The sequence below is a fragment of the Priestia sp. 40 genome (genome assembly GCF_049368575.1).
Taxonomy (GTDB): domain Bacteria; phylum Bacillota; class Bacilli; order Bacillales; family Bacillaceae_H; genus Priestia; species Priestia zanthoxyli.
Genome location: NZ_JBMPZA010000015.1, coordinates 179,600 through 200,402 on the forward strand (window position 1 = coordinate 179,600; position 20,803 = coordinate 200,402).

General features: G+C 37.6%; 21 protein-coding genes and 1 tRNA gene. 4 read left to right on the plus strand and 18 right to left on the minus strand.

Going from position 1 to position 20,803, the window contains the following annotated elements; genetic code table 11:
• Positions 1-9: 9 nt before the first annotated feature.
• Positions 10-2,355 (minus strand): nitrite reductase large subunit NirB, encoded by a 2,346-nt coding sequence (gene nirB / locus ACO1DI_RS15780; protein ID WP_226556134.1) that lies wholly within the window; start codon positions 2,353-2,355, stop codon positions 10-12.
• A 337-nt stretch (positions 2,356-2,692) separates the two neighbouring features.
• Between nirB and ACO1DI_RS15785 the strand changes: the two genes are divergently transcribed.
• Positions 2,693-3,127, plus strand: a complete 435-nt coding sequence (locus ACO1DI_RS15785; protein WP_016763097.1) for a hypothetical protein — start codon at positions 2,693-2,695, stop codon at positions 3,125-3,127.
• 55 nt (positions 3,128-3,182) lie between these two features.
• On the opposite strand, the gene lrgB is transcribed toward ACO1DI_RS15785, so the two are convergent.
• The 12 genes from lrgB to ACO1DI_RS15845 all read right to left on the minus strand — a co-directional run bounded on the left by lrgB (position 3,183) and on the right by ACO1DI_RS15845 (position 14,600).
• Complete coding sequence (gene lrgB / locus ACO1DI_RS15790) at positions 3,183-3,863, minus strand: antiholin-like protein LrgB (protein WP_013055484.1); 681 nt, start codon at positions 3,861-3,863, stop codon at positions 3,183-3,185.
• A 33-nt stretch (positions 3,864-3,896) separates the two neighbouring features.
• Positions 3,897-4,331, minus strand: a complete 435-nt coding sequence (lrgA, locus tag ACO1DI_RS15795) for an antiholin-like murein hydrolase modulator LrgA (protein ID WP_028407516.1) — start codon at positions 4,329-4,331, stop codon at positions 3,897-3,899.
• Between the two features lie 162 nt (positions 4,332-4,493).
• Entirely contained in the window at positions 4,494-5,234 is a 741-nt protein-coding gene (locus tag ACO1DI_RS15800; RefSeq protein ID WP_048020050.1) for a LytR/AlgR family response regulator transcription factor, read from the minus strand.
• A 1-nt stretch (position 5,235) separates the two neighbouring features.
• Entirely contained in the window at positions 5,236-6,987 is a 1,752-nt protein-coding gene (locus ACO1DI_RS15805; RefSeq protein ID WP_014461521.1) for a sensor histidine kinase, read from the minus strand.
• A 120-nt stretch (positions 6,988-7,107) separates the two neighbouring features.
• Positions 7,108-8,436, minus strand: coding sequence for a 6-phospho-beta-glucosidase (locus ACO1DI_RS15810; protein ID WP_014461522.1), 1,329 nt, complete (start codon positions 8,434-8,436; stop codon positions 7,108-7,110).
• On the minus strand, positions 8,433-8,762 hold the full coding sequence (locus tag ACO1DI_RS15815; RefSeq protein ID WP_014461523.1) for a PTS lactose/cellobiose transporter subunit IIA: 330 nt from the start codon (positions 8,760-8,762) through the stop codon (positions 8,433-8,435). Before ACO1DI_RS15815 ends, ACO1DI_RS15810 begins: the two co-directional genes overlap by 4 nt.
• 13 nt (positions 8,763-8,775) lie before the next feature.
• Positions 8,776-10,134 (minus strand): PTS cellobiose transporter subunit IIC, encoded by a 1,359-nt coding sequence (celB, locus tag ACO1DI_RS15820; RefSeq protein ID WP_014461524.1) that lies wholly within the window; start codon positions 10,132-10,134, stop codon positions 8,776-8,778.
• Positions 10,135-10,147: 13 nt separating this feature from the next.
• Entirely contained in the window at positions 10,148-10,453 is a 306-nt protein-coding gene (locus ACO1DI_RS15825) for a PTS sugar transporter subunit IIB (RefSeq protein WP_014461525.1), read from the minus strand.
• Positions 10,454-10,615: 162 nt separating this feature from the next.
• Positions 10,616-12,565 (minus strand): BglG family transcription antiterminator, encoded by a 1,950-nt coding sequence (locus ACO1DI_RS15830; protein ID WP_115653082.1) that lies wholly within the window; start codon positions 12,563-12,565, stop codon positions 10,616-10,618.
• 259 nt (positions 12,566-12,824) lie between these two features.
• On the minus strand, positions 12,825-13,403 hold the full coding sequence (locus ACO1DI_RS15835; RefSeq protein WP_014461527.1) for a TetR/AcrR family transcriptional regulator: 579 nt from the start codon (positions 13,401-13,403) through the stop codon (positions 12,825-12,827).
• Positions 13,404-13,407: 4 nt separating this feature from the next.
• Positions 13,408-14,130, minus strand: coding sequence for an MBL fold metallo-hydrolase (locus ACO1DI_RS15840; RefSeq protein ID WP_014461528.1), 723 nt, complete (start codon positions 14,128-14,130; stop codon positions 13,408-13,410).
• Positions 14,131-14,261: 131 nt separating this feature from the next.
• Positions 14,262-14,600 carry a general stress protein gene (locus ACO1DI_RS15845; protein WP_014461529.1) on the minus strand — a complete coding sequence of 113 codons (339 nt, stop codon included), beginning with the start codon at positions 14,598-14,600 and terminating at the stop codon, positions 14,262-14,264.
• Between the two features lie 447 nt (positions 14,601-15,047).
• Here ACO1DI_RS15845 and ACO1DI_RS15850 point away from each other — a divergent pair, with 447 nt between their 5' ends.
• Positions 15,048-16,439 (plus strand): amino acid permease, encoded by a 1,392-nt coding sequence (locus ACO1DI_RS15850; protein ID WP_014461530.1) that lies wholly within the window; start codon positions 15,048-15,050, stop codon positions 16,437-16,439.
• 72 nt (positions 16,440-16,511) lie between these two features.
• On the opposite strand, the gene ACO1DI_RS15855 is transcribed toward ACO1DI_RS15850, so the two are convergent.
• The 5 genes from ACO1DI_RS15855 to ACO1DI_RS15875 form a co-directional block, all read right to left on the minus strand.
• The gene (locus ACO1DI_RS15855) at positions 16,512-16,646 is read right to left on the minus strand and encodes a hypothetical protein (RefSeq protein ID WP_014461531.1); all 135 of its coding nucleotides are present in this window, start codon (positions 16,644-16,646) and stop codon (positions 16,512-16,514) included.
• A 129-nt stretch (positions 16,647-16,775) separates the two neighbouring features.
• Complete coding sequence (locus ACO1DI_RS15860) at positions 16,776-17,405, minus strand: copper homeostasis protein CutC (RefSeq protein ID WP_014461532.1); 630 nt, start codon at positions 17,403-17,405, stop codon at positions 16,776-16,778.
• A gap of 64 nt (positions 17,406-17,469) precedes the next feature.
• A complete protein-coding gene (locus ACO1DI_RS15865; protein WP_182421375.1) occupies positions 17,470-18,915 on the minus strand; it encodes a DEAD/DEAH box helicase in 1,446 nt (481 codons plus the stop codon).
• A gap of 194 nt (positions 18,916-19,109) precedes the next feature.
• Complete coding sequence (locus ACO1DI_RS15870; RefSeq protein ID WP_423145460.1) at positions 19,110-19,463, minus strand: hypothetical protein; 354 nt, start codon at positions 19,461-19,463, stop codon at positions 19,110-19,112.
• A gap of 160 nt (positions 19,464-19,623) precedes the next feature.
• Positions 19,624-19,695 (minus strand) — tRNA-Val (locus ACO1DI_RS15875).
• A gap of 130 nt (positions 19,696-19,825) precedes the next feature.
• Here ACO1DI_RS15875 and ACO1DI_RS15880 point away from each other — a divergent pair.
• Both ACO1DI_RS15880 and ACO1DI_RS15885 read left to right on the plus strand, forming a co-directional pair.
• A complete protein-coding gene (locus tag ACO1DI_RS15880) occupies positions 19,826-19,975 on the plus strand; it encodes a DsbA family protein (protein ID WP_423145461.1) in 150 nt (49 codons plus the stop codon).
• 48 nt (positions 19,976-20,023) lie between these two features.
• Positions 20,024-20,779 (plus strand): arylamine N-acetyltransferase family protein, encoded by a 756-nt coding sequence (locus ACO1DI_RS15885; protein ID WP_115653079.1) that lies wholly within the window; start codon positions 20,024-20,026, stop codon positions 20,777-20,779.
• The last annotated feature ends 24 nt before the right edge of the window (positions 20,780-20,803 follow it).

The following is a 20,803-nucleotide window of genomic DNA, read 5'->3' on the forward strand; positions in this document are numbered from 1 at the left end:
CCTTCTTTCCTATAATAAATATGTGATTGCACGAGAGCGTTCTGAGCTGAGCTGCTTCATTAAATACTCTCGATTGTCTACCTCAAACAAAACTTCTCTGACATGAACAATTCCTACTCGTTCGATCCAGCTCCCGACAGTTTCTAAATAGTTCCCCGTTTCACGGTAATATTGAATCAAAGAACAGCTGATTTCTACTGCTTCTTCGTTTGTTTCGGCCACATAAAACAGCTCCCCGCTTCTGGCTTCTGCGCTGCTTCCGCCAGCATATATTTCCCATCCTCTTTCTATTCTTCTTAATCCTATATCACTTGTTGTTACACTCTCTGCAATGTGAGAACACGAAGCAATACTGATTTTGATATCACATGGGGTCTTTACATATTCAAGCTGTTTATCCAATTCATTTGATAAAGCAAGAGCAGGTTCATACTGACAAATACACGTTCCTTTTCCTATATAAACAGATACATTTTTAACTGTACGTTCATATAGCTGCTGAAGTCCTCTATCTACTTCCTCACTTATCAACGGAAGATATTCTTTTTTCACTCCAATAAGTTGAATGCGCTGATCACTTGTTAAACGAATATTAGAGATGTTGTACCTTTCAGCTACATCTGCTATGTTCCTTAATTCCTGTACATTTGTCAGACCACCATGAATTTGCGGTACCACTGCATAAGTCCCATCGTGAAGCAAAACTGCCTGGTCATTCTCCGTAGTAAATAAAGAATGTCGATTGTTTTTATAATGAGGATTCATCATATCTAAATAGTAATGAAGACCGCCTTCACATAACGAACAGCCTTTCATGTCTTTAAACTTTAATATTTCTCTTACTTGCTGAACCGTTTCAAATTGATATTGCTGCATTTCTCTTACCAGCTCATCTTCTGATAAATGTGTACATGTACAAAAGGTTTTTTGTTCAATGATTTCATCAAACTCATCGCTTTGAATATATGTTAAAAGATCTGTTACAAGGGGTTTGCATCCTCCGCATGAACCAGAAGCTTTCGTGCAATTTTTTATTTCATCTACTGTCGTTAAATCATTTTTCTGTACTGCTTCAATAATGGCTCCCTTTGTTACACCGTTACAGTTGCATACGGTATCTGTAAGTGGCATAGAAGTTACTGCATTTTCTTTTTCATGTTGAGAAGGAAATAGTTGTACTTTTTCCGCTTGCGACAAATCCTTTTTTTCATTAATCATTTGTGACAGCTTTATAGCCTCACTGGTATCTCCAAAAAGAACAGCTCCCACTATTTTCCCTTCGCGAAAAACTACTTTTTTGTATATACCATCTAACATATTCGAAATCGTAATGGCTTTTGCACCTTGATTTTCTTTGAACTCTCCGACTGAGTAAACGTCTATTCCTGATATTTTTAATTGAGTGGAAAGAACGGACCCGCGATAACCATCGTTTGTTATTTGGCAAAGGTGTCTTGCTAAGACTTTTCCTTGTTCGTAAAGAGGAGCAACAAGGCCGTATGTCATCCCTCGATGTTCAGCACATTCACCTACTGCATAGATATCCGGGATGCTCGTTTCTAAATAATCATTTACGATAATTGCTCTATTTGTTTTTATTCCGCTTTTTTTAGCTAGATTAACATTTGGCCTCACTCCTGTAGCCATTACAACTAAATCAGCTGCAATTTTACTGCTATCGTTAAATCGGACGCCTTCTGCTCGGTTGTTCCCTATAATCTCATCTGTATGTTTGTTTAACAGAAAACTCATGCCTTGCTTTTCTAATTCTTCTCTTAACATAGCAGATGCTGCTCTGTCTAACTGTCGCTCCATTAAGAAACCCGAATGATGAATCACTTGAACGTCCATTCCCAAATTTAATAGTCCTCTAGCGGCTTCCAGCCCTAACAGACCTCCTCCAATAACCGCTGCTTTTTTATACTGTTTAGAAATTTCAATCATTTTTCGACAGTCTTCGATGGTACGAAAACCGAGGACACCTTCTTTGTCAGACCCTTTAACGGGGAGCATATACGGGCTCGAACCAGTAGCAATAATAAGCTTGTCGTACCTCGTCTCTCTGTTTTTATCTGTTTTTATTATTTTTCTCTCGGTGTCTATGTGCGTAACGCTTTCTCCTTTACATAAAGTGATATTATTTTCCTTATACCATGCAAAAGAATGAATATTTATATCTTCAAGCTTTGTACTACCTTGTAAAACGGTTGATAATAAAATTCGATTATAGTTAACGTGAGGCTCACTTCCAAAAACAGTAATATCAAAACAACCTGGAGAATGAATAAGAATTTCTTCAATACAGCGCATTCCCGCCATTCCATTTCCGATTAATATCAGCTTTTGTTTCGTCATATAAAAACCTCCAACACATAGATTCAGACCGTAAAATATACAGTTTTTATTATTTCATAAACTGCTCTAAAAGAAATGAACCTTGTTATAACTTCTAACACTAAAATCTGTTTAAAGCGTATGAGTACGCCGATACCGTTCGTTGAAAGCAAGCTTTTATATAGAAGATTAATATGCTTTAAAAAGGGGTAGAAAAAAGGATGCTGTGCTTATATCACCTTTCCCTACGCCTTATAAGTAATCTATATAAAATTTTGTTATCTTCTTTTTGCCTACTATTTATTTATTTTGAAATCAATTATGATAAAAGAAAGAGTCTGAATTGGAGGTTTAAAACATGTCAATAACCGTTCACGCCACTCAGTGGATTCATTTTCAGATTAAATTGTATAACCTTCATTCCAAAACGAGATCGCTTAAAGATCAAAAACTAGAATTACCTCTGCCAGAATTCCATCAAAACCTGATCATATTTACATCAGCAGCTCATCATGGCCTTACGTTTGGATATCAAGCCATTCAATGGGATACACCCTATACTTCCTGTCCGATTTACATAGAGCATCAGTCTATTCCATGGTCCACTTTAGAACAACGTTCCCATAAGCACATAACCGAACATATTACAGCTATTTTCTTAGAGACAATGTTTTATAGACAAAGTCAATTCAAACAATGTCAATTTTGTTTTGAATTTATCATTCCTGAGAGTCTTTTTGACCATACAACCTGTCAAAACTGCGCATCACGACATTTTGGAGTGGTGTATTAATTAACAAACAAAAGCCTGAAGGAGTCAGAGGTTCTCTGACTTCTTCAGGCTTTTGTTACATAACTAGCTGAACAAAAAGTGGAATAACGGCAACTGTAACGACGCCTACAATAACAACGGCAATACTTGCCATGGCTGCCTCTACTTCTCCCATTTCAATCCCTACGGCTACCCCTAATGCATGTCCAGAAGTTCCAAGAGCTAACCCTTTCGAAATTGGATTTTTCACCTTGAATACTTTTAAAAATAAAGCGCCAAGCGCATATACGATGACTGCATTAAAAATAACAGCAAAGGATGTAATAGCAGGAATCCCTCCAATATCTTGAGACAATGGAAGCGCAATCGCTGTTGTAGCTGCTTGTGGAAGCATTGATTTCATCACGACTTCGTCCATATGAATACCTTTAGCAATCGCAAAAATAATGGCTACCGAACAAACTGACCCTACCGCAATAGAAGAAAGAATTTGCCACCAGTACTTTTTTAATTTATCGGCTTGCTTATATAAAGGGATGGCAAAAGCAATTGTTGCCGGTTCTAAAAAGAAGCTGATAATCTTCCCACCGCTGCTATATTCCTCATAAGAAAAGTGACCAATTTTCAAAAAAGCAATTCCGAGTACCATTGCCACAAATAAAGGAGTAAATAAGAAAAACCCTTTTGACTTTTTAAATAAATACGTTCCAATGCCGTACGCAGCTAAAGAAACCACGATTCCAAAATACGGATTCATCTTTCCAACCACCTTGTCTCTTTATAATTGATGTTAAGCAATACCTTGTTTTTTTGTTTTTTCACTCATAGCTACATCTTTTATTTCTTCTTTTGCTTTATTATCTTTTGTCATGCCAAGTATAAGCTGTGAAAATAAGCCTGTAACACCTAACAAAATAATCGTTGCCACGATGATGACTAAACAAATTTGAATGCCGTACTGCTGCATAACACCTAATGAATTCATAACAGAAATACCTGCTGGCACAAATAAAAATCCGATCAAAGAAGTTAAAGCCGTTCCCAGTGATTCAACTTGCTCTAGTTTAATAATCTTCAAGCAGAGTGCAAGAAATAACAGCACAAGTCCAATGACTGAAGCTGGCATTGGAAAAGGCAAATGCTCTGCAATAAAATCTGAAATCAACATAATTACGGAAAAAATAAATGCTTGTGTTAAAAAGCCATACACTTTTTTAGCACTCATTTCTTTCACCTCTCTCTGTTTGTTGACTTCATTATATAAAATGAAAATCAATTAGAAAGCGTTTTCAAACCGAAGAGTCAAATATTTATGCTCACTTACAAAAATCGAGCCTTGAAATGCAAAAAGCAGCTTGCCAAAATGCATACGCAAGCTGCTTCTTACTTAAATTCCTAAACGTTTCTTCAATTCTTTAGCATATGTACGGCTGACAGGAACTCGCTCATCGTTTTTCATTACTAAATTATACGTAGAATTAAACCATGGCTGTACCTCAGAAATATGATGTACGTTGACGATATAACCACGGTGCACACGAATAAACGACTGAGAAGGAAGCTTTTTTTCTAGCATAGCCAGCGTATCAGCAGTATGATAGGATTCTGTTATGGTCTGAACCGTGACTTCTCCTTCTATCAATCCTGCAAATAAAATATCCTCTATATTCACTAACACAATCGAATCATCTACAGAAATCGCTAACTTTCCAGTTTGTGAAGAAGAATCTCCTATCGATTCTTCTTCTTTGACAGGGTGATGAGGAATACGCATTTTTTTATATTTATGAATGGCCTGCACAACTCTTTCTTCATCGAAAGGCTTCAAAATGTAATCAATTGCATCTACTTCAAAGGCTTGTAAAGCGTACTGATCGTACGCAGTTGCAAATATAATAGCAGGCGGGTTTTTCATTTTTTTAAGCCTTTTAGCAATATCAAAACCGCTGTCATCTGACAATTGTATATCTAAGAATAATAAATCCGGTTTTTCATCCATCATTTTATCCAACGCCTCTTCGATACTTTCAGCTTCTTCAATGAAGTCTACTTCTTTCGTTCGGTGCAATAAGTATTTTAATTCATCTCGCGCTAACATTTCATCGTCTACTATTAGTACTCGCAGCATATTACATACCCTCGCTTTTTAATTCAATTGGTATAACAAACGAAACCGCTGTTCCTTCTGTTACGTCAAACTCCAGCGCTGTTTCTTTTCCAAACAATCCATGTAAACGTTGTTTAATATTGTAAAGAGCCGTCCCCGTTCCTTTTTCTGAAAAAACGGGCTGATTGCCAAGCAGTTCCAATCGTTTTGTGTCTATACCTTGTCCATTGTCTTTTACCTTTACGTATACATATTTATCTTTTGTCTCAATATAAACTTCTACGCGACAGTGCTTTTGTTTGCGCGGAAATGCGTGCCGAATGGCATTTTCCACAAGTACTTGAAGAATAAACGGCGGAAGCAAGACATCATCTAGCCCTTCTTCAATATACATGTCAATTTCGTATTTATTAGGGAACCTGGCTTGTTCAAGCGATAAGTACGCGTGAACATGATCAAGCTCTTTTGATAACGGAATCAGCAGCTGCCTTGCACCTTGCAAATTGGAACGAAAATAAATGCTTAGCTGCAGTAGCAGCTTTCTGGCTTTTTCTACGTCCTGTCTGCACAGCGCCGATATCGTATTAATGGCATTAAATAAAAAGTGAGGATTCACCTGTGCCTGTAAAGCTTTAATCTCCGCATCTTTTAGCAATTTACTTCGAAGCTCTGCTTCGCCGAGCTCTAGCTGAGTTGAAAAAAGTTTAGCTAATCCTTCTGCCAGCTCTTCCTCCACCCGGCTTAACCCGCTCGCATCTTTAAAGTACATTTTTAGTGTTCCAATGGTAGTACCGTGAGAAGTAAGCGGCATCACAATAGCGGCATGAAGCGGGCAGTCTTTATGCTGACAATCAATTTGTTCTCTCGATTTTGCTTTCATAATTTTCCCCGTCTTCAGCACTTCATGAGACAGCCCGGTAATTAAACTATGGGAAGGAACGTGGTGATCAATTCCTTCTCCCACATGAGCTAAAATTTTGTGCGTATCAGTTAACGAAACAGCATCCGTACCTGTGAAGCGATGAATAATATTTGCAACATTTTCACATGATTCACTAGTGAGGCCCTGACGAAAATGTGGAAGCGTTTGATCCGCGATTAATAATACTTTGTGTGTCTGAAGCGCTCTCATTTGTTCCTCTTGCCGTAAAATGGACTGAATAATTGATAAGAAAATATAGCTTCCCGTACCATTTACAATAATCATTGGAATAGCAATGATACTCACTAGCGTCCATGCCGCATCAAACGGTTTAGCAAATAATAAAATAATCAGCATCTGAAGCGTTTCCATCGCTATGCCTACAAGTGCAGCAAAGCGCGGTGTAATCGTTCGACGTTTTTTCCGGTAGGCATAGCCGATATATCCAGTTAACACCCCTGCTAAAACGGACGAAACTGCACAGCTAAACGCCGTACTCCCTCCTAACATAAAGCGATGAACACCAGCAAGCAGTCCGACTCCTAAACCAACAAAAGGACCGCCAAGCAGACCGCCCATTTCCACACCCATAATTCGCGTATTTGCAATCGAGCTTGATGGATCTACTTTTAATAATAAATCTTCACTTCGAATAATGGTTCCTTGAATTTCAATTCCCGTGTAGTTACTAATAATGCTAAAAAGAGAAAAAATAAAAATAAGTACAGCCTTTCCTTTATACCCTTGCTGTTTGCGGAGAAATTGCCGAAAAACTTTTGTATGTGCCAGCAAAAAACCTAAAATGACAATAACTCCGACTCGTTCTACCATCATAATTAATAAGTGAATCATTTTTAGCCACCCTTTGCTGTCTGTTTCTATTTTATATTGTTACACTGATGGTGGCAGAAATCTAGCTTTACACATATAAAAAAGCTGTTCGAATACGTACTGTATTCGAACAGCTTGACTTTAAGCTTGAACCGTTTTAAAAAATTGAGGCAAGTAATCTTTATGAGCTTCTAGCATCTCATCGACAATTTGTTTAGCTAGTTTATCAGAAGCCACAAGAGGATTAATGGTTAATGCTAAAATAGCTTTGTCATAATCTCCTGTCACTGCTGCTTCAGCTGAAATCCGCTCAAATGACTTAATTGTTTGAACAAGACCTCGGACAGGTACGGGAAGGTCTCCGACTGAAATTGGTTTTGGACCATCTTTTGTAATGATACAGCTCACTTCTACAGCAGAATCAGCTGGAATGCTTGCAATAGCGCCATTGTTTACTGTGTTTACAGGTTGAATATCCCCTTTATCCGTATAAATGGATGTAATCAATCGTACCGCTGCATCACTATAATAAGCACCGCCGCGCTGTTCTAATTGAGGCGGTTTAATGTCTAGGTTAGGATCTTTGTACAGTTCAAACAGCTCTTTTTCCAACTGTTTTACGACTTCTGCTCTCGTTTCACCTTTTTCATAATTAACAAGCTCTTTTTCTACCATTTCACGCGTTTTGTAATAGTACATGTGATATGGACAAGTTAATGCATTCAGCGATTTTGTAAATTCCGGCTCCCACCCAAGTCCCGCTACATTCTTTACAAAGCTGCTGTTAGTTGGATCACTCAATAAATCAATAACTTGATCTTTGACACTTACCCCATCTACATATACATCTAATCCGTAGACCATGTGATTTAAACCAGCAAAATCAATTCGAATGCGAGAGTGGTCTACATCAAGCAGCTTAGCAATCCCCATTTCCATTCCGATTGGCACATTACAAAGTCCTACAATCTTTTTAATGTTACTATAGCGGAGCACAGCTTCTGTTACCATGCCCGCAGGATTTGTGAAATTAATCAGCCAAGCTTCTGGACATAACTCTTCAATGTCACGGCAGATATCTAAAATAACGGGAATTGTGCGAAGTCCTTTAAATAATCCGCCCGGTCCGTTTGTTTCTTGACCAAGCACCCCGTATTTAAGCGGGATTCTTTCATCTTTCGCTCGTGCATCTAACAAGCCAACTCGAAATTGAGTCGTTACGAAATCCGCATCTTTTAGTGCTTCTCTTCGATTTAACGTTAAATGAACCTCGATTGGCAAACCTGATTTTTTCACCATTCGCTTCGCTAAATTTCCAACAATCTCTAATTTTTCTTTTCCTTCTTCCACGTCTACTAGCCACAGTTCTCGAACTGGAAGTTCATCATATCGTTTAATAAACCCTTCTATTAGTTCAGGCGTATAGCTTGAACCTCCGCCAATCGTTACAATCTTAATACCTTTTGTCATAATGTAATCCCCCCAGAAATTTTGATTGCTTCATATAAATCTACAAATTCAGTAGCCATTTCTTTTACCGTCATCGCATTCATTAAATGATCTTGAGCATGAATCATGAGCAGAGAAATGTCTGTGCTATCCCCTCTAATTTCTCCTTGAATTAACGACGTTTGGATATGATGAGCAGCATTTAATTCTTCCGCAGCTTGTGTAAGCTTTTCACGTGCTTCTGAAAAATCCCCATTTTTGGCAGCCGCTATCGCTTCCATTGCTGAACTTCTGCCGTTTCCACCATGTAAGATTAATTTAAAAATATATTCTTGAACGCTTTCCATTCTTTATCCCTCCTCACACAATATCTTTCTGTGTATCATTCGGTACCCCTTCAACTGCAGGCTGTATACCATTTTCTTCAGTGAATTTTTGTTTATCCCACATTCTAAAGAAAGGATAATAAATGCAAACAGAAATTCCGATGTTAATAGCTTGCATAACTGCACCCGATAATTTTCCTCCTGTGGCCAAATAGCCAGAAATAATCGGAGGCATGGTCCAAGGAACCGCAATACCTGCTGGTTTTGCTACCAGTCCTGTCGACATGGCAATATAGGTTGCTACTACCGTCACAAGAGGGGTAATAATAAACGGAATAAGCATCATTGGATTCATCACCATCGGAAGTCCAAAGATGATTGGCTCATTGATATTAAAAAGAGCTGGCCCTATTCCTAATTTACCAAGCTGCTTCATTTGTTGACTGCGCGCTTTTAAAATCATGGCAACGACTAGAGCTAGTGTCGCTCCGCTGCCTCCGATATTAATCCAAATATCAAAGAACTGCTGTGTAAAAATATTTGGTAATGCTTCATGGTTAGCAAATGCAATTCGGTTTTCATCCATAGCTCCATACCAAATTGGAGCCATAATTCCACCGACAATATTCGCTCCATGAAGTCCACATGACCACATGAGCATAATAACAAGCTCGGCAACTAGCGTACCGCCTAAACTACCGCCTAACACACCTAAAGGCTTTCCAAGCAATTCTCCAACAATATTGTGAAGACTTCCAAAATGCGTTTGTTCTACTAACAAACGTAAAATCCAAATAAATGCTATTACCGTGAAGCCAGGAATAAGAGCGGCAAACGATTTTCCAACAGCGGGTGGAACTCCATCAGGCATCTTGATGACAATATCTTTTTGAATAAACCATCTGTAAATTTCCGTAGAGAGAATCGCGACAATCATTGCTACAAAAAGTCCTTTACTTCCCATTAAAGCGGTTGGAATTCCGCCGTCTACTAAAATAGCTTCTTTAGCGCCGCTTGGGAGAAAGGACACTTTATACGGAGTAGCAAGTAAAAAAGCAGCAAGTGAAATAGCACCTGCGGACAAAGCATCTACTCCGTATTTTTCGGCTAATCGATAGGCTATTCCGAAACAAGCAAGCAGCGCCATAATATCGAATGTAGCTCCAACTGGATAGGCCATTTTTGTTGCCCATTCTTTTCCGAAAATCCCTGCCATAAAGTCGTTGTAACCTGGTATCGGTAAATTCGACAGTATTAAAAATACTGAACCGATAATAATGAGCGGCATTGTCAGAACAATACCGTCTCGAAGTGCTTGTAAATGGCGTTGACCCGCCATTTTTCCGGCGATAGGCATTACTTTGCTTTCAAGCATACTATTAAATTTGCTCATGTAGTCCACACTCCTATTTTGAAACTAGTTGAACTGCAAATTTTAACACTTGTTCTCCATTACACGTTCCGTAGTGAACAGGATTTATAACGTCAACTGGCACTCCTTTTTCTTCACCTAGCTTCTTAAGCTGCGGCAGCAAGTAGCGCACTTGAGGTCCTAATAAAAGTACATCTGCTTGATCAATATGGTTGCGAACAGAGTCACCAGGAACCGCCCAAATTTTATACTCCGTACTTTGGTCCTGAGCACTTTTTTCCATTTTTGTTACTAGTAAACTTGTAGACATTCCAGCTGCACAACATAATAGAATATTCATTTGTCATTCCCCCGTTTTTTTATTTTGCTATCTGTTTTGTTGATAGTTTTATCTTAAAATAAAAGCGCTTACATTTATACACAACCTTTTTCCGCTACTAACGGAAAAATTATGTTTGAACATTCAGATAAAAAAAGAAGTCCCTCTCTCAGACTTCTTTTTTTATCTAATATTTTTCATAAACACCTCGATAAATTCCTCATAATCCTTGCACTTTACTAAGCGCTGCACGACCTGCTTATCATCCACAACGCGGACTAACAAACTGTACATCTTCTGCAAATCGCCTTGATTATTCGCTTTTACACTTAAAAGGCAAATAAATTGTACGAGGTTTCCTTCCCACATAATCGGTTTTTTCAACGTGCAAATGGCCCAAAACGTCGTATCCGTTTGAGGAACCATAGGATGAGGAATCGCAACGAGATTGCCAAAACTTGTTGGTGATGCAGCTTCTCTTTCAAAAACAGATTCTATAAATTGAGAAGGAACTAGTCCTAGATGAGTTAATTTCTCTCCTAAAAAATGAAGTACTTCTTCTCTCGTTTGAAATTCTTGCTGTAAATATACTAATTCTTTTTTCGTGTATTCTAACGAAGACTGCGGTTTATTCTTCATTAAACATTCAATTTTTTTAAAATCATTGTTTCCTAGAATTGTGCTTACTTGTACTACAGGAACAGGAAGATCCTCTGGAATTGGAATGGTACTAACAATAAAATCTAAAGAGTGCAGCGACATTTGGTGAAGCTTATAATACTGAGTTGTTCCTAAAATAGTAAGATTTAATCCAAACGTAGCCTGCAGCTTATATGATAATAGCTTGGCACTCCCTACTCCCGATGCACATACAATCAAACAGCGCTTAGGCTGATTGATAATTTTCCGACGTTCAATGGCCCCTCCAATATGTAAAGCTAAATAGCCAATTTCCGTTTCATGCATGTCAATTTCAAGGCGATTTTTTAAAACCTTCCCAGCAATAATTCCAGCTTCAAAAGCAAGAGGGTAATGACTCTTAATTCCTTCAAGCATCGGGTTTCGCAAATTCATTCCATATTTATAGCGGTTGATAGCCGGTTTCAAATGTAAGCTCATACCAAGAATCAGCTCTGAATCTTGACTAATTCCTAAATGAAGCTCTTTTTCAATTGCTTCTAATATAGCCGCTGTTAATTCATAAATATCTGCGGCAATAAACTGCTTCACTTCTTTGTCTTCATGATTGCTACTGTTGAGCATTTTTGTACCTAACAAATGAATGGCAATATACGCTGTTTCTGATTTCGGAAAACGAATCTTGAATGCCTTTTCAATTTCCCTCACAATTTCAGCTGCTACTTCATATTCTTTATGCTCCATAATTTCAAGCAAGTCTTCTGAATACAATGAGATAAAATTTTCTTCTTGTATTCGCTTACAAGCTATTGCTAAATGAATGATTAAATTGTTTAATCCAATATCTGAAACCATAATATTATATCGTTTTATTTGATTTAAAATGTGGGCTTTAATCGTTAAGATTGATTCTTGCGGCAGGATGGATATTTCATTGTATACCATATCTACTTCTTTATCTTTTCGGTTAAATATGTACTCAGAAATACAAAACCTCATTTTCATTTCGTCCCCTTTAGCTTTCAAGCCGTAGTTAGGACGTTTTTCTAAAAGAACATCATACTTACACAGCTGTTTTTTAACATCTCTTAAATCATTTTGAACCGTTGATTTGCTAATATACAACTCGTCTGCTAAATCTTCGAGCTTCAAATATTCGTCTGCTAGCAGCAGTCTTTTAATTAAATAATGCACACGGTCATCAGGAACGGTTGGAATAGAAGTTGAATCAAATAATTGATTAGCCGAAAGTTCTTTTAATAGCTGATGAAATTGTTTTTCATCTAAAACGCTAAGCTCATATCCTGTCCCTCTAGCTGATTTAATTTTGGCCCCGTACTGAGACAAAATGTCATCTAACTGTTTTATATCCGTTCGAATAGTTCGAGAAGATACCTGATTTACTGTTGCTAAATATTCACTCGTAACGGTTGATAATGTAGACTGTACGGACATTAGTTCTCTTAATATGACGATCATTCTTGAATTAAGCATGTTTGTTTCTCTCCATTCTCAGAAGATTTCCCCTTTATAACATAAATTAAAAGGGCTGGTTATTTTAAACAAAAGCAAAAAATACCTAAACAGCAACAAACAGAAACTATCTTTTCTGTCCTTGCAGCTTAGGTTTTGCCTGCTTCATCAGTAACAACCCTAAAACAATAGGAATAAATGTCTTTATTTGTAATCTATCATTCTTTCTGTTTTTTTTCAATTTCCACTAAAGCGTTAGGCTTAGTGGCATTAATGAAATTTATGGGGTCTGTTCATACCGGTGTAACCCCAATACGAACGTACGAATTAAAAAATCTAGTGTCTCATCAGTACTTAACGGCATCCCAAATCCCCCTTTTTGCTCCAAAGAAGAAAACCCATGTAAAATGCTGCGAAGACTTCTAACAGCATGAAGGGCTTCATTTTCCGGAAGATGATACGGTTTCAACACCTCCAGCACTAAAAACACGATGTTATCAGATGCTTTTTGTACTTCCTCATCCTGTATCCTTGGTGCTACCGTTGCCGTTGCTTCGTATATTCCGGGAGACTTTCTTACAAATGAAACGTACGCTTTACTTAGCTGATAAACAGCGTCTTCTGCAGAAGCATGTTCAACAGCACTTTTTAGAAGATAGTGTAGCTGCTGCAGTCCACTTAAAGCCAGTTCTTTGCGCAGCTCTTCTAACCCTTTTATATGGTTATATAAAGACGGTGGACGAACATTTAATTCTTTGGCTAATGAAGCAATTGTAACAGCATAAAATCCTTCACGATTGGCTAAATTTTCACCTGTTTGAATCACCTTTTTGAAATCTAGTCCTTGTCGTGGCGACATCCCTTCATCCCCTTTTCTCTATTTTTATTTTTGCTTGTTGTATTGCTTTTTCCATCAATTTTAGCGGCTGAGAAATAATTCTTCCGTGTCCAACAGCAAGAAGTGACGGATTTAATTCATATAACTTTTCTGCACTTTTAAGCGCTAGCTCTTTGCTCCACGTTCCAAAGGCAGGAAACGGAAACAGCGGTTTTAACTGACCTGATACCGCAACTCCTCCCCGCACTTGGAAAGAATCTCCGGCAATTAATGCGTTCGTTCTCTGGTCTAAAAATGACATAGACCCAGGTGTATGTCCAGGTGTAAAAATAGGAGCAAGTGAGCCTATATAAGACTCTTCTTCGATGAAATGATCAATTTTAGTTGAAATCTTTCCTGGTTTTGGTATTCCTCCACGGATTGGGTTTTGAGGTTCTTCAGAATTCAGTATGAAATCTCCTGAAAATAATCGATAATCTCTTTGCGACATATAAACAGAAGCATTCGGCAAACTTTTCTTCAAATTATCAATCGCTCCGATGTGATCTTCATGAGTATGTGTAAAAACAATGCGAGTAATCGGTTTTCCAATTTGATCTGCAGCTTTCAAAATACCTGACGCGCTGTAAGGAAGAGCTGCATCAATTAATGTAAGACTGTCTTTCTCTTCGACTAAATAGCAATTCACTGGAAAAAAGCGAGGCAAAAACGTCAATTGATACAACATTTTCTCACAAACTATTCTCATTTCCTCATCCCCTATTATCAAAATAAAAACTAATGCCATTAGTTTTTATTTTAACTAATGCCATTAGTTTTATCAATCATATATTGGAAAAACAGAAAAAAGATAGATGCACCAGCACCTATCTATCAAAACTAAACGTCTTTTCTTTCTCCCGTAGCAGCCACTACAATCGCACTACCTTTCTTTAACTCTTCTTCATATTTTTTAGTTTCGTCTTTTGATAAGCCTAGTGAAGCCATTTTTGTTCGAAGCTCATCTTCTCTTGTTAAAAATAAACTCGCTGCTGAATGTAAAGGACCTTCTTCAGACAGTCGAATAATATTTGTATCCGTTACTTCTGTTAAATTTTTAGAATTTTCCTTGTCATAGGTAAAAACGTATACTTCATTTTTCTCAAAACCTTTATCTGTAAATTGATTAACTGCTTCGTTAATATTCGCTCCGTTTTCTACTACTTCAACATGTTTCATAATTTATAACCTCCTGTTTCTATTGCGCATCTTTCTTTTATACTTAGGAAAAAAATAAACTTCTTACTACTATATATACCCGTTTTCAGAAAGGAAAACCCGCATTTAGCGCTTTACAGAGAGTTTGAATCTTATTTCATATTATCTTTTAATTAAATATATACCTCTTTTGATTAACGCATCTAAAACAATCATTCAGCTTATTTTCAGCTACCATTCATGAGAAATTCATCTACATTGCTTACTATAAGAAAGGGAAAAGACGCTAATCAGGTACTTTATACGCATAATGAATGTCTGTGTCAGAGTAAGCCAGATATGGATGCAACAATTCATATCCGGTTTTTTTACATGAAAGAACTTCTGACAATATCCTGTCCTTGCACCTTATAACATACTATAATTCTCCATATTAACTAAAAATTCAGGTTATATAGGAGGTCACAAATGAACAGCCATCCACAGCCACAGTTAAAAAAAGAGTTAAAGATCCGGCATATCACAATGATTTCTCTTGGAGGAATTATTGGGGCTGGATTGTTTATCGGAAGCGGATCACTTATTAACACCGCTGGACCTGGCTCTATTTTTTCGTACGCATTTGCTGGTTTGCTCGTTATTTTAGTCATGCGAATGCTTGGCGAAATGTCTACTGCAAATCCTTCCAGCGGTTCTTTTTCCACTTATGCAAAAGAGGCATTAGGCCCTTGGGCCGGCTACACAATTGGCTGGCTATACTGGTTTTTCTGGGTTATCGTTATTGCTGTTGAAGCCATTGCAGGTGCAAATATTATTCAATACTGGTTCCCGTTTTTGCCATCTTGGGGAGTAAGCCTGGCTCTTACTTTTTTATTAACAATGACCAATCTGTACTCTGTTAAATCTTTCGGAGAATTTGAATATTGGTTTTCCCTCATTAAAGTCGTCAGTATCGTTCTTTTTTTACTTTTAGGTATAGCTATTATTTGTGGATTCATTCCAGGAATCGATTCTCCCGGCACTTCCAACCTTTTGCACAAAGGCGGCTTTTTACCGAATGGAATTAGTTCTGTATTTTTAGGCATTGCCCTTGTGATGTTCTCCTTTATGGGAACAGAAATTGTCGCAACCGCAGCAGGTGAATCTTCTCAGCCTGAAAAAGCCATTACCATCGCGACCAATACCGTTATTTATCGCATTTTGTTTTTCTATTTAGGATCTATTTTTATTTTAGTAACCGTTCTTCCTTGGAATTCATCAAGCCTAATGAAAAGTCCATTTGTATCTATCCTTGAATTAGTGAATATACCTGCTGCAGCTCAAATTATGAACTTTATTATTTTAACAGCTGTTCTTTCCTGTCTGAATTCTGGTCTATATACAAGTTCTCGTATGCTGTTTTCCATGTCTCAAAATGGTGATGCGCCAAAAAGCTTTTCAAAGTTAAATAAAAAAGGCGTACCGGTTAGCGCGATATTAGCGTGTACAGTTATCTCGTACATCAGCGTCATCTTTAACTACATTTCACCGGACAAAATCTTTTTATTCTTGGTAAATGCATCAGGTGGCGTAGCACTTCTTGTCTATCTGGTTATTGCATTTTCACAGATTAAAATGAGAAAAAAATATGAAAAAGAAAATCCCGAAGCATTAAAAATTAAAATGTGGTTATTTCCTTACTTAACTTACGCTACAATCCTTGCCATCACTAGTATTTTTATAGCCATGGCATTTATTGATTCATTACGTTCTCAGTTCTTCTTAACTCTTTTAATTGCTGTACTCGTCGTAGGTTCTTTTTTCTTTCAGCGTACCAAAATGACGAGCGGCTTAGCAGGCAAAGAAAATACATCAAAATAAACGCGGTTGAGACATAACTAAATGAATCCAATCTAAAGACGAACAAGTGAGATAGATGAGCTGGACTGCTTATTACACCGCAGTTGATTTCCGTGCAAGGCTTCGCTTTCCGCGGGCGGCCGCTGAGCCTCCTCGTCGCTTGTGCTCCTGCGGGGTCTCATCTGTTCCGCTGTTCCCGCAGGAGTCTTCGCCTTGCCCTCCAATCAACTGCTAGAAGGAACGAAACACATAAAACTATATTTACCATCACAAAAAAACGAACCATCAATCAAACATGTTGATTAGTGGTTCGTTTTTCACTTTGACTAAAATATTTTTGTCCCAGCCTCTTTTTATTTAATCCGATAAATCTCCTACAATTTTTGTTCCGTGTAATTCAGCTGCTTTTGTTTCTTTCATAACCCGCTCTGCGTCGCCTTCATGAATTCCTCCGCCGGGCAAAATAATAATACGGTCATTAGCATATGTGATCAATTCTCGGATCATATGCAAATTTTGCAAAGCAGATCCTTTCCCTCCTTTGGTCAAAATACGGTCTGCTCCCAATTCACTAAGTATATCAATTGCTTTGTATTTATCTTTAATCTCATCAAATGCCATATGAAACGTAACGCTTAAAGGACGAGCTTCTGTTATTAACTCTTTAGTACGTCCGTAGTCGATTTCACTTTCTTCTGTTAATATGCCGAATACTACTCCATTTACTCCAAGGTTTTTACATGCTTTAACGTCTTTTTTCATAATTTGAAATTCTGCTCCCGAATATACAAAGTTGCCGCTTCTCGGGCGAATAATCACGTTGATATCTGTATCAAGATGTTCGCTTGCATATTGAATGGTGCCGTAACTTGGCGTAGTGCCTCCTTGACTGAGATTGTCACATAATTCAATGCGGTCTGCTCCTAGCTTTTCCGCTTTTTTTGCCTGCTCATACCCTTCTACACACGCTTCTTTTATGTACTTCATACTCTCAACTCCTTTATTGGCTGTATAAATAAAGCCCACCTTTAAAAAGATGGACTTCCTTCTGCTATTTAATCGCTTTATGAACTTTTAATTTCTTTCCTTTAATCGTTTTGTTTTTCATTGCTTGTAACACTTTTGGACCTTTTCCATTCAAAATCTCTACATAAGAGACATTTTCTTGGATCGTAATAATTCCAATATCGTCTGCGGTTACTCCGTCTAATTTCGCAATTGTTCCCACAAAATCAACCGCTCGAATTTTCTTTTTCTTTCCTCCGTTAAAATACAGCTTCATAATGTCTTTATTTAATGACTCACTTTTATCTTTTTTAACTTCTGGACGTTCATTGATTTTTTCAGTAAAAGCGAATGCTGCCTGCTGTACTTCTTCTTTAGAAGGAGGAGTAGATGTTGGAATTGAAAAACCGATATATTCTTCAATTTCCGATAGCATTCTCTCTTCATAAGGCGTTACAAATGTGATAGCCTTCCCTTTTTTACCGGCACGTCCCGTTCTTCCTGTACGGTGAACGTAGCTTTCTTTTTCTAACGGAAGGTCGTAGTTAATAACGTGTGTGATATTATCAATATCAATTCCTCGTGCAGCTACATCTGTTGCCACTAAATAGCGGAATTTACCTTTTTTGAAATCATTCATAACCTCAAAACGGTCTTCTTGTACCATTGCCCCATGAATTTTATCACAAGGATACCCAAAATCATCTAAATCGTCTAACAGCGTATTTACCTGCTCTTGTGTGCGGCAAAAAATGATGCAGCTGTCCGGGTTTTCTACTGTAGTTACGTCTTTCAGCAGTTCAAACTTACGTTCATTTTCTACTGTTATAACAGAATGGTCAATCGTGCTTGTTGTTAATCCGTTCGCTTTGATTTCAACATCAACCGGCTTCTTCATATATTTGCGAGACAGCTCTTCAATATCTTCAGGAAGCGTAGCCGAGAAAAGCATCGTTACACGCTCACTAGGAAGATGTTGAATAATTGCTTCCACTTGATCAATAAAACCCATATTTAGCATTTCATCTGCTTCATCAATAACCAAATAACGAATTTTCTCTAATGCAAGCGTTTCTTTTTCTATATGATCAAGCACTCGTCCAGGCGTTCCCACGACAATATGTGTTTTTTGCTTTAATTCTACTTTTTGCTTGGCAAATGGTGATTTTCCATAGACAGCTGCTGCTTTAATTCTCTTAAAACGGCCGATATTGGTAATATCTTCTTTTACCTGTGCAGCCAGCTCTCGTGTAGGCGTTAACACTAAGGCCTGAGGCTTATTTTCTTCCCAATTAACTAATTCACACAGTGGAATGCCGAAGGAAGCCGTTTTTCCACTTCCTGTTTGAGACTTCACGACAACATCTCTTTCTTCTAGCGCGATGGGAAGCACCTTGCTTTGTACTTCCGTAGGATGATTGTATTGCAGGCTAGAAAGTGCCTTAGCTACCTTGTCACTAAGACCGTATTGACTAAAACTTCTTTGATTCATTTTGTACCCTCATTTATTTTAAATTAGTGATTATCTTTATCATGACCTGATGCACTATGTTTCATTATACTTTAATTCTTCTATACGCGCTCAAAATTTCAAATCACATCAGCCGCTTTTGAATATACACTCATTTTTAAAGTCCAACTTATTTTCAGTTCATACACCTACAATATACAAAATCAGTAAACTAACTAAGAAATAATAAGATAATAGCGCGCACTGTTAAGAGTTTGTTTTGAATATGTAGCATAATCTGTGCAATCTATCCACTTGTATCTATCTAATTTCTTTTCTAACTTTTCACTAATTTCGTCTTCAACCTCGTGCATTAAAGCAACCGTTTCGTAAATGCTCATCCCAAAACGTTCAGCTGCTTGGTGGTGAGGAGACTGCTGTTTAAGAAGTGTTAAAAAATGTTCTTTCGTCTCAGCTTTTTGCGCTAAACGATCTTCGACTCCCTCAATGAATTGATACAGCATTCGCTTGTTAAAAGGAAGAGAAGCAATTATATCTCTTGCAAAAACCTCCATCATCTTTTCATTCATGGTCACTCCACCCTTCAACTTTAAAACAAATCATAGTTTTACTTATTTAGTTTTAATTATTATAAACGTAATGATTACGATTTACAATGTGGCATTCTTCCTAAACCAATGAAGAAAGTGAAAAAGCCGCTCTCTTATTAATAAGAAAACGGCTTTGGTATGAGCGATGAGGGATTCGAACCCCCGACCCCATCCCTGTCAAGGATGTATTCTCCCACTGAACTAATCGCTCGTAATATGTATTGACTATATTATAGAAAGAGTTATCCAATTTTGTCAACTATTTTTCCACAGTTCCCAAGTTGGAAGGATCGTCTTTACTTTTGATAAAATAAAAACATGCCATAAAGGAGCGTGATGGGATGAAAGCGCATATTGAATTTTATTTTGATTTTGTCTGTCCACTATGTTTTCTAGTAACTAAGCCTTTAAGAGAAGTCATTAAAGAACAAAAAGCTAAGATTAAAAGGATTCGCTTCCAAAGAGACAATCGAAAAAGCGCTGTTACATGAACATTCTGCTAAAGACAGAGAGAAATGATTCACTAAGAGGTGTATTTGATGAATATTAATTATTACTTTAGTCGGTTTTTAGCTAAGAAACCGGATAGCCCAACCTATGAAAACTTAGCTGCTTTACAGAACAAGCACATGCTTCATATTCCTTTTGAGAACTTAGACGTTTTGTCTCAAACTCCTATTATCATTGATTTAGAGAGGATTTTTCAAAAAGTAGTTATAAATTTGCGTGGAGGATTTTGCTACGAATTAAACGGGCTATTTGGCTGGCTGTTAAAAGAAAGCGGATATGAAGTCTCTTACGTTTCAGCTACCGTCAAAAAACCCGACGGCACGTGGACAATTGAAGGAAGTCACGCTACAAACCTTGTGAGGGTTGAAAATCAGTCTTACATCGTAGACGTTGGATTTGGAGATTCTGTTCGCAAACCAATGCCTTTAAATGGCGAAGTAGTAAGAGATGTAAGCGGCTCTTACCGCATGACAAACGTTGTTGAGCATACGTATGATTTGCAGCGATGGGAAGATGATGTATGGAAAACGCTGTACCGCGTGTCTACGCTTCCTAAGAAACTGACCGACTTTACTCCTATGTGTGAGTTCAATCAAACGTCAGCCGATTCTCCGTTTGTACACAAACGCCTTGTTACGATCGCAACCCCTACAGGGCGCATTACCCTCTCTGGTGAAACGTTAACTGTAACAGATGGCGAAAAAAAGACGAAAAGAAACGTTTCAGAAGAAGAAATAACTGATATTTTACAAAATCATTTTTATATTATTAAAGGATTTTATTAATATGTCCTTACACAAAAAACCGGC

Bases quoted from the DNA above. Each gene is read 5' to 3' on its own strand.
- ACO1DI_RS15845 (WP_014461529.1), bottom strand. From the start codon at position 14,600: ATGAAACATGTTGAAGTAGTAGAAAACGGAGCGAATATTAACGAAGCA.
- ACO1DI_RS15840 (WP_014461528.1), bottom strand. From the start codon at position 14,130: ATGAGAATAGTTTGTGAGAAAATGTTGTATCAATTGACGTTTTTGCCT.
- ACO1DI_RS15865 (WP_182421375.1), bottom strand. From the start codon at position 18,915: ATGAATCAAAGAAGTTTTAGTCAATACGGTCTTAGTGACAAGGTAGCT.
- lrgA (WP_028407516.1), bottom strand. From the start codon at position 4,331: ATGAGTGCTAAAAAAGTGTATGGCTTTTTAACACAAGCATTTATTTTT.
- ACO1DI_RS15785 (WP_016763097.1), top strand. From the start codon at position 2,693: ATGTCAATAACCGTTCACGCCACTCAGTGGATTCATTTTCAGATTAAA.
- ACO1DI_RS15885 (WP_115653079.1), top strand. From the start codon at position 20,024: ATGAATATTAATTATTACTTTAGTCGGTTTTTAGCTAAGAAACCGGAT.
- ACO1DI_RS15870 (WP_423145460.1), bottom strand. From the start codon at position 19,463: ATGAATGAAAAGATGATGGAGGTTTTTGCAAGAGATATAATTGCTTCT.
- ACO1DI_RS15815 (WP_014461523.1), bottom strand. From the start codon at position 8,762: ATGGAAAGCGTTCAAGAATATATTTTTAAATTAATCTTACATGGTGGA.
- ACO1DI_RS15835 (WP_014461527.1), bottom strand. From the start codon at position 13,403: ATGTCGCCACGACAAGGACTAGATTTCAAAAAGGTGATTCAAACAGGT.
- ACO1DI_RS15825 (WP_014461525.1), bottom strand. From the start codon at position 10,453: ATGAATATTCTATTATGTTGTGCAGCTGGAATGTCTACAAGTTTACTA.
- ACO1DI_RS15805 (WP_014461521.1), bottom strand. From the start codon at position 6,987: ATGATTCACTTATTAATTATGATGGTAGAACGAGTCGGAGTTATTGTC.
- ACO1DI_RS15880 (WP_423145461.1), top strand. From the start codon at position 19,826: ATGAAAGCGCATATTGAATTTTATTTTGATTTTGTCTGTCCACTATGT.
- ACO1DI_RS15830 (WP_115653082.1), bottom strand. From the start codon at position 12,565: ATGCTTAATTCAAGAATGATCGTCATATTAAGAGAACTAATGTCCGTA.
- ACO1DI_RS15810 (WP_014461522.1), bottom strand. From the start codon at position 8,436: ATGACAAAAGGTATTAAGATTGTAACGATTGGCGGAGGTTCAAGCTAT.
- nirB (WP_226556134.1), bottom strand. From the start codon at position 2,355: ATGACGAAACAAAAGCTGATATTAATCGGAAATGGAATGGCGGGAATG.
- ACO1DI_RS15860 (WP_014461532.1), bottom strand. From the start codon at position 17,405: ATGAAGTACATAAAAGAAGCGTGTGTAGAAGGGTATGAGCAGGCAAAA.
- ACO1DI_RS15800 (WP_048020050.1), bottom strand. From the start codon at position 5,234: ATGCTGCGAGTACTAATAGTAGACGATGAAATGTTAGCGCGAGATGAA.
- lrgB (WP_013055484.1), bottom strand. From the start codon at position 3,863: ATGAATCCGTATTTTGGAATCGTGGTTTCTTTAGCTGCGTACGGCATT.
- celB (WP_014461524.1), bottom strand. From the start codon at position 10,134: ATGAGCAAATTTAATAGTATGCTTGAAAGCAAAGTAATGCCTATCGCC.
- ACO1DI_RS15850 (WP_014461530.1), top strand. From the start codon at position 15,048: ATGAACAGCCATCCACAGCCACAGTTAAAAAAAGAGTTAAAGATCCGG.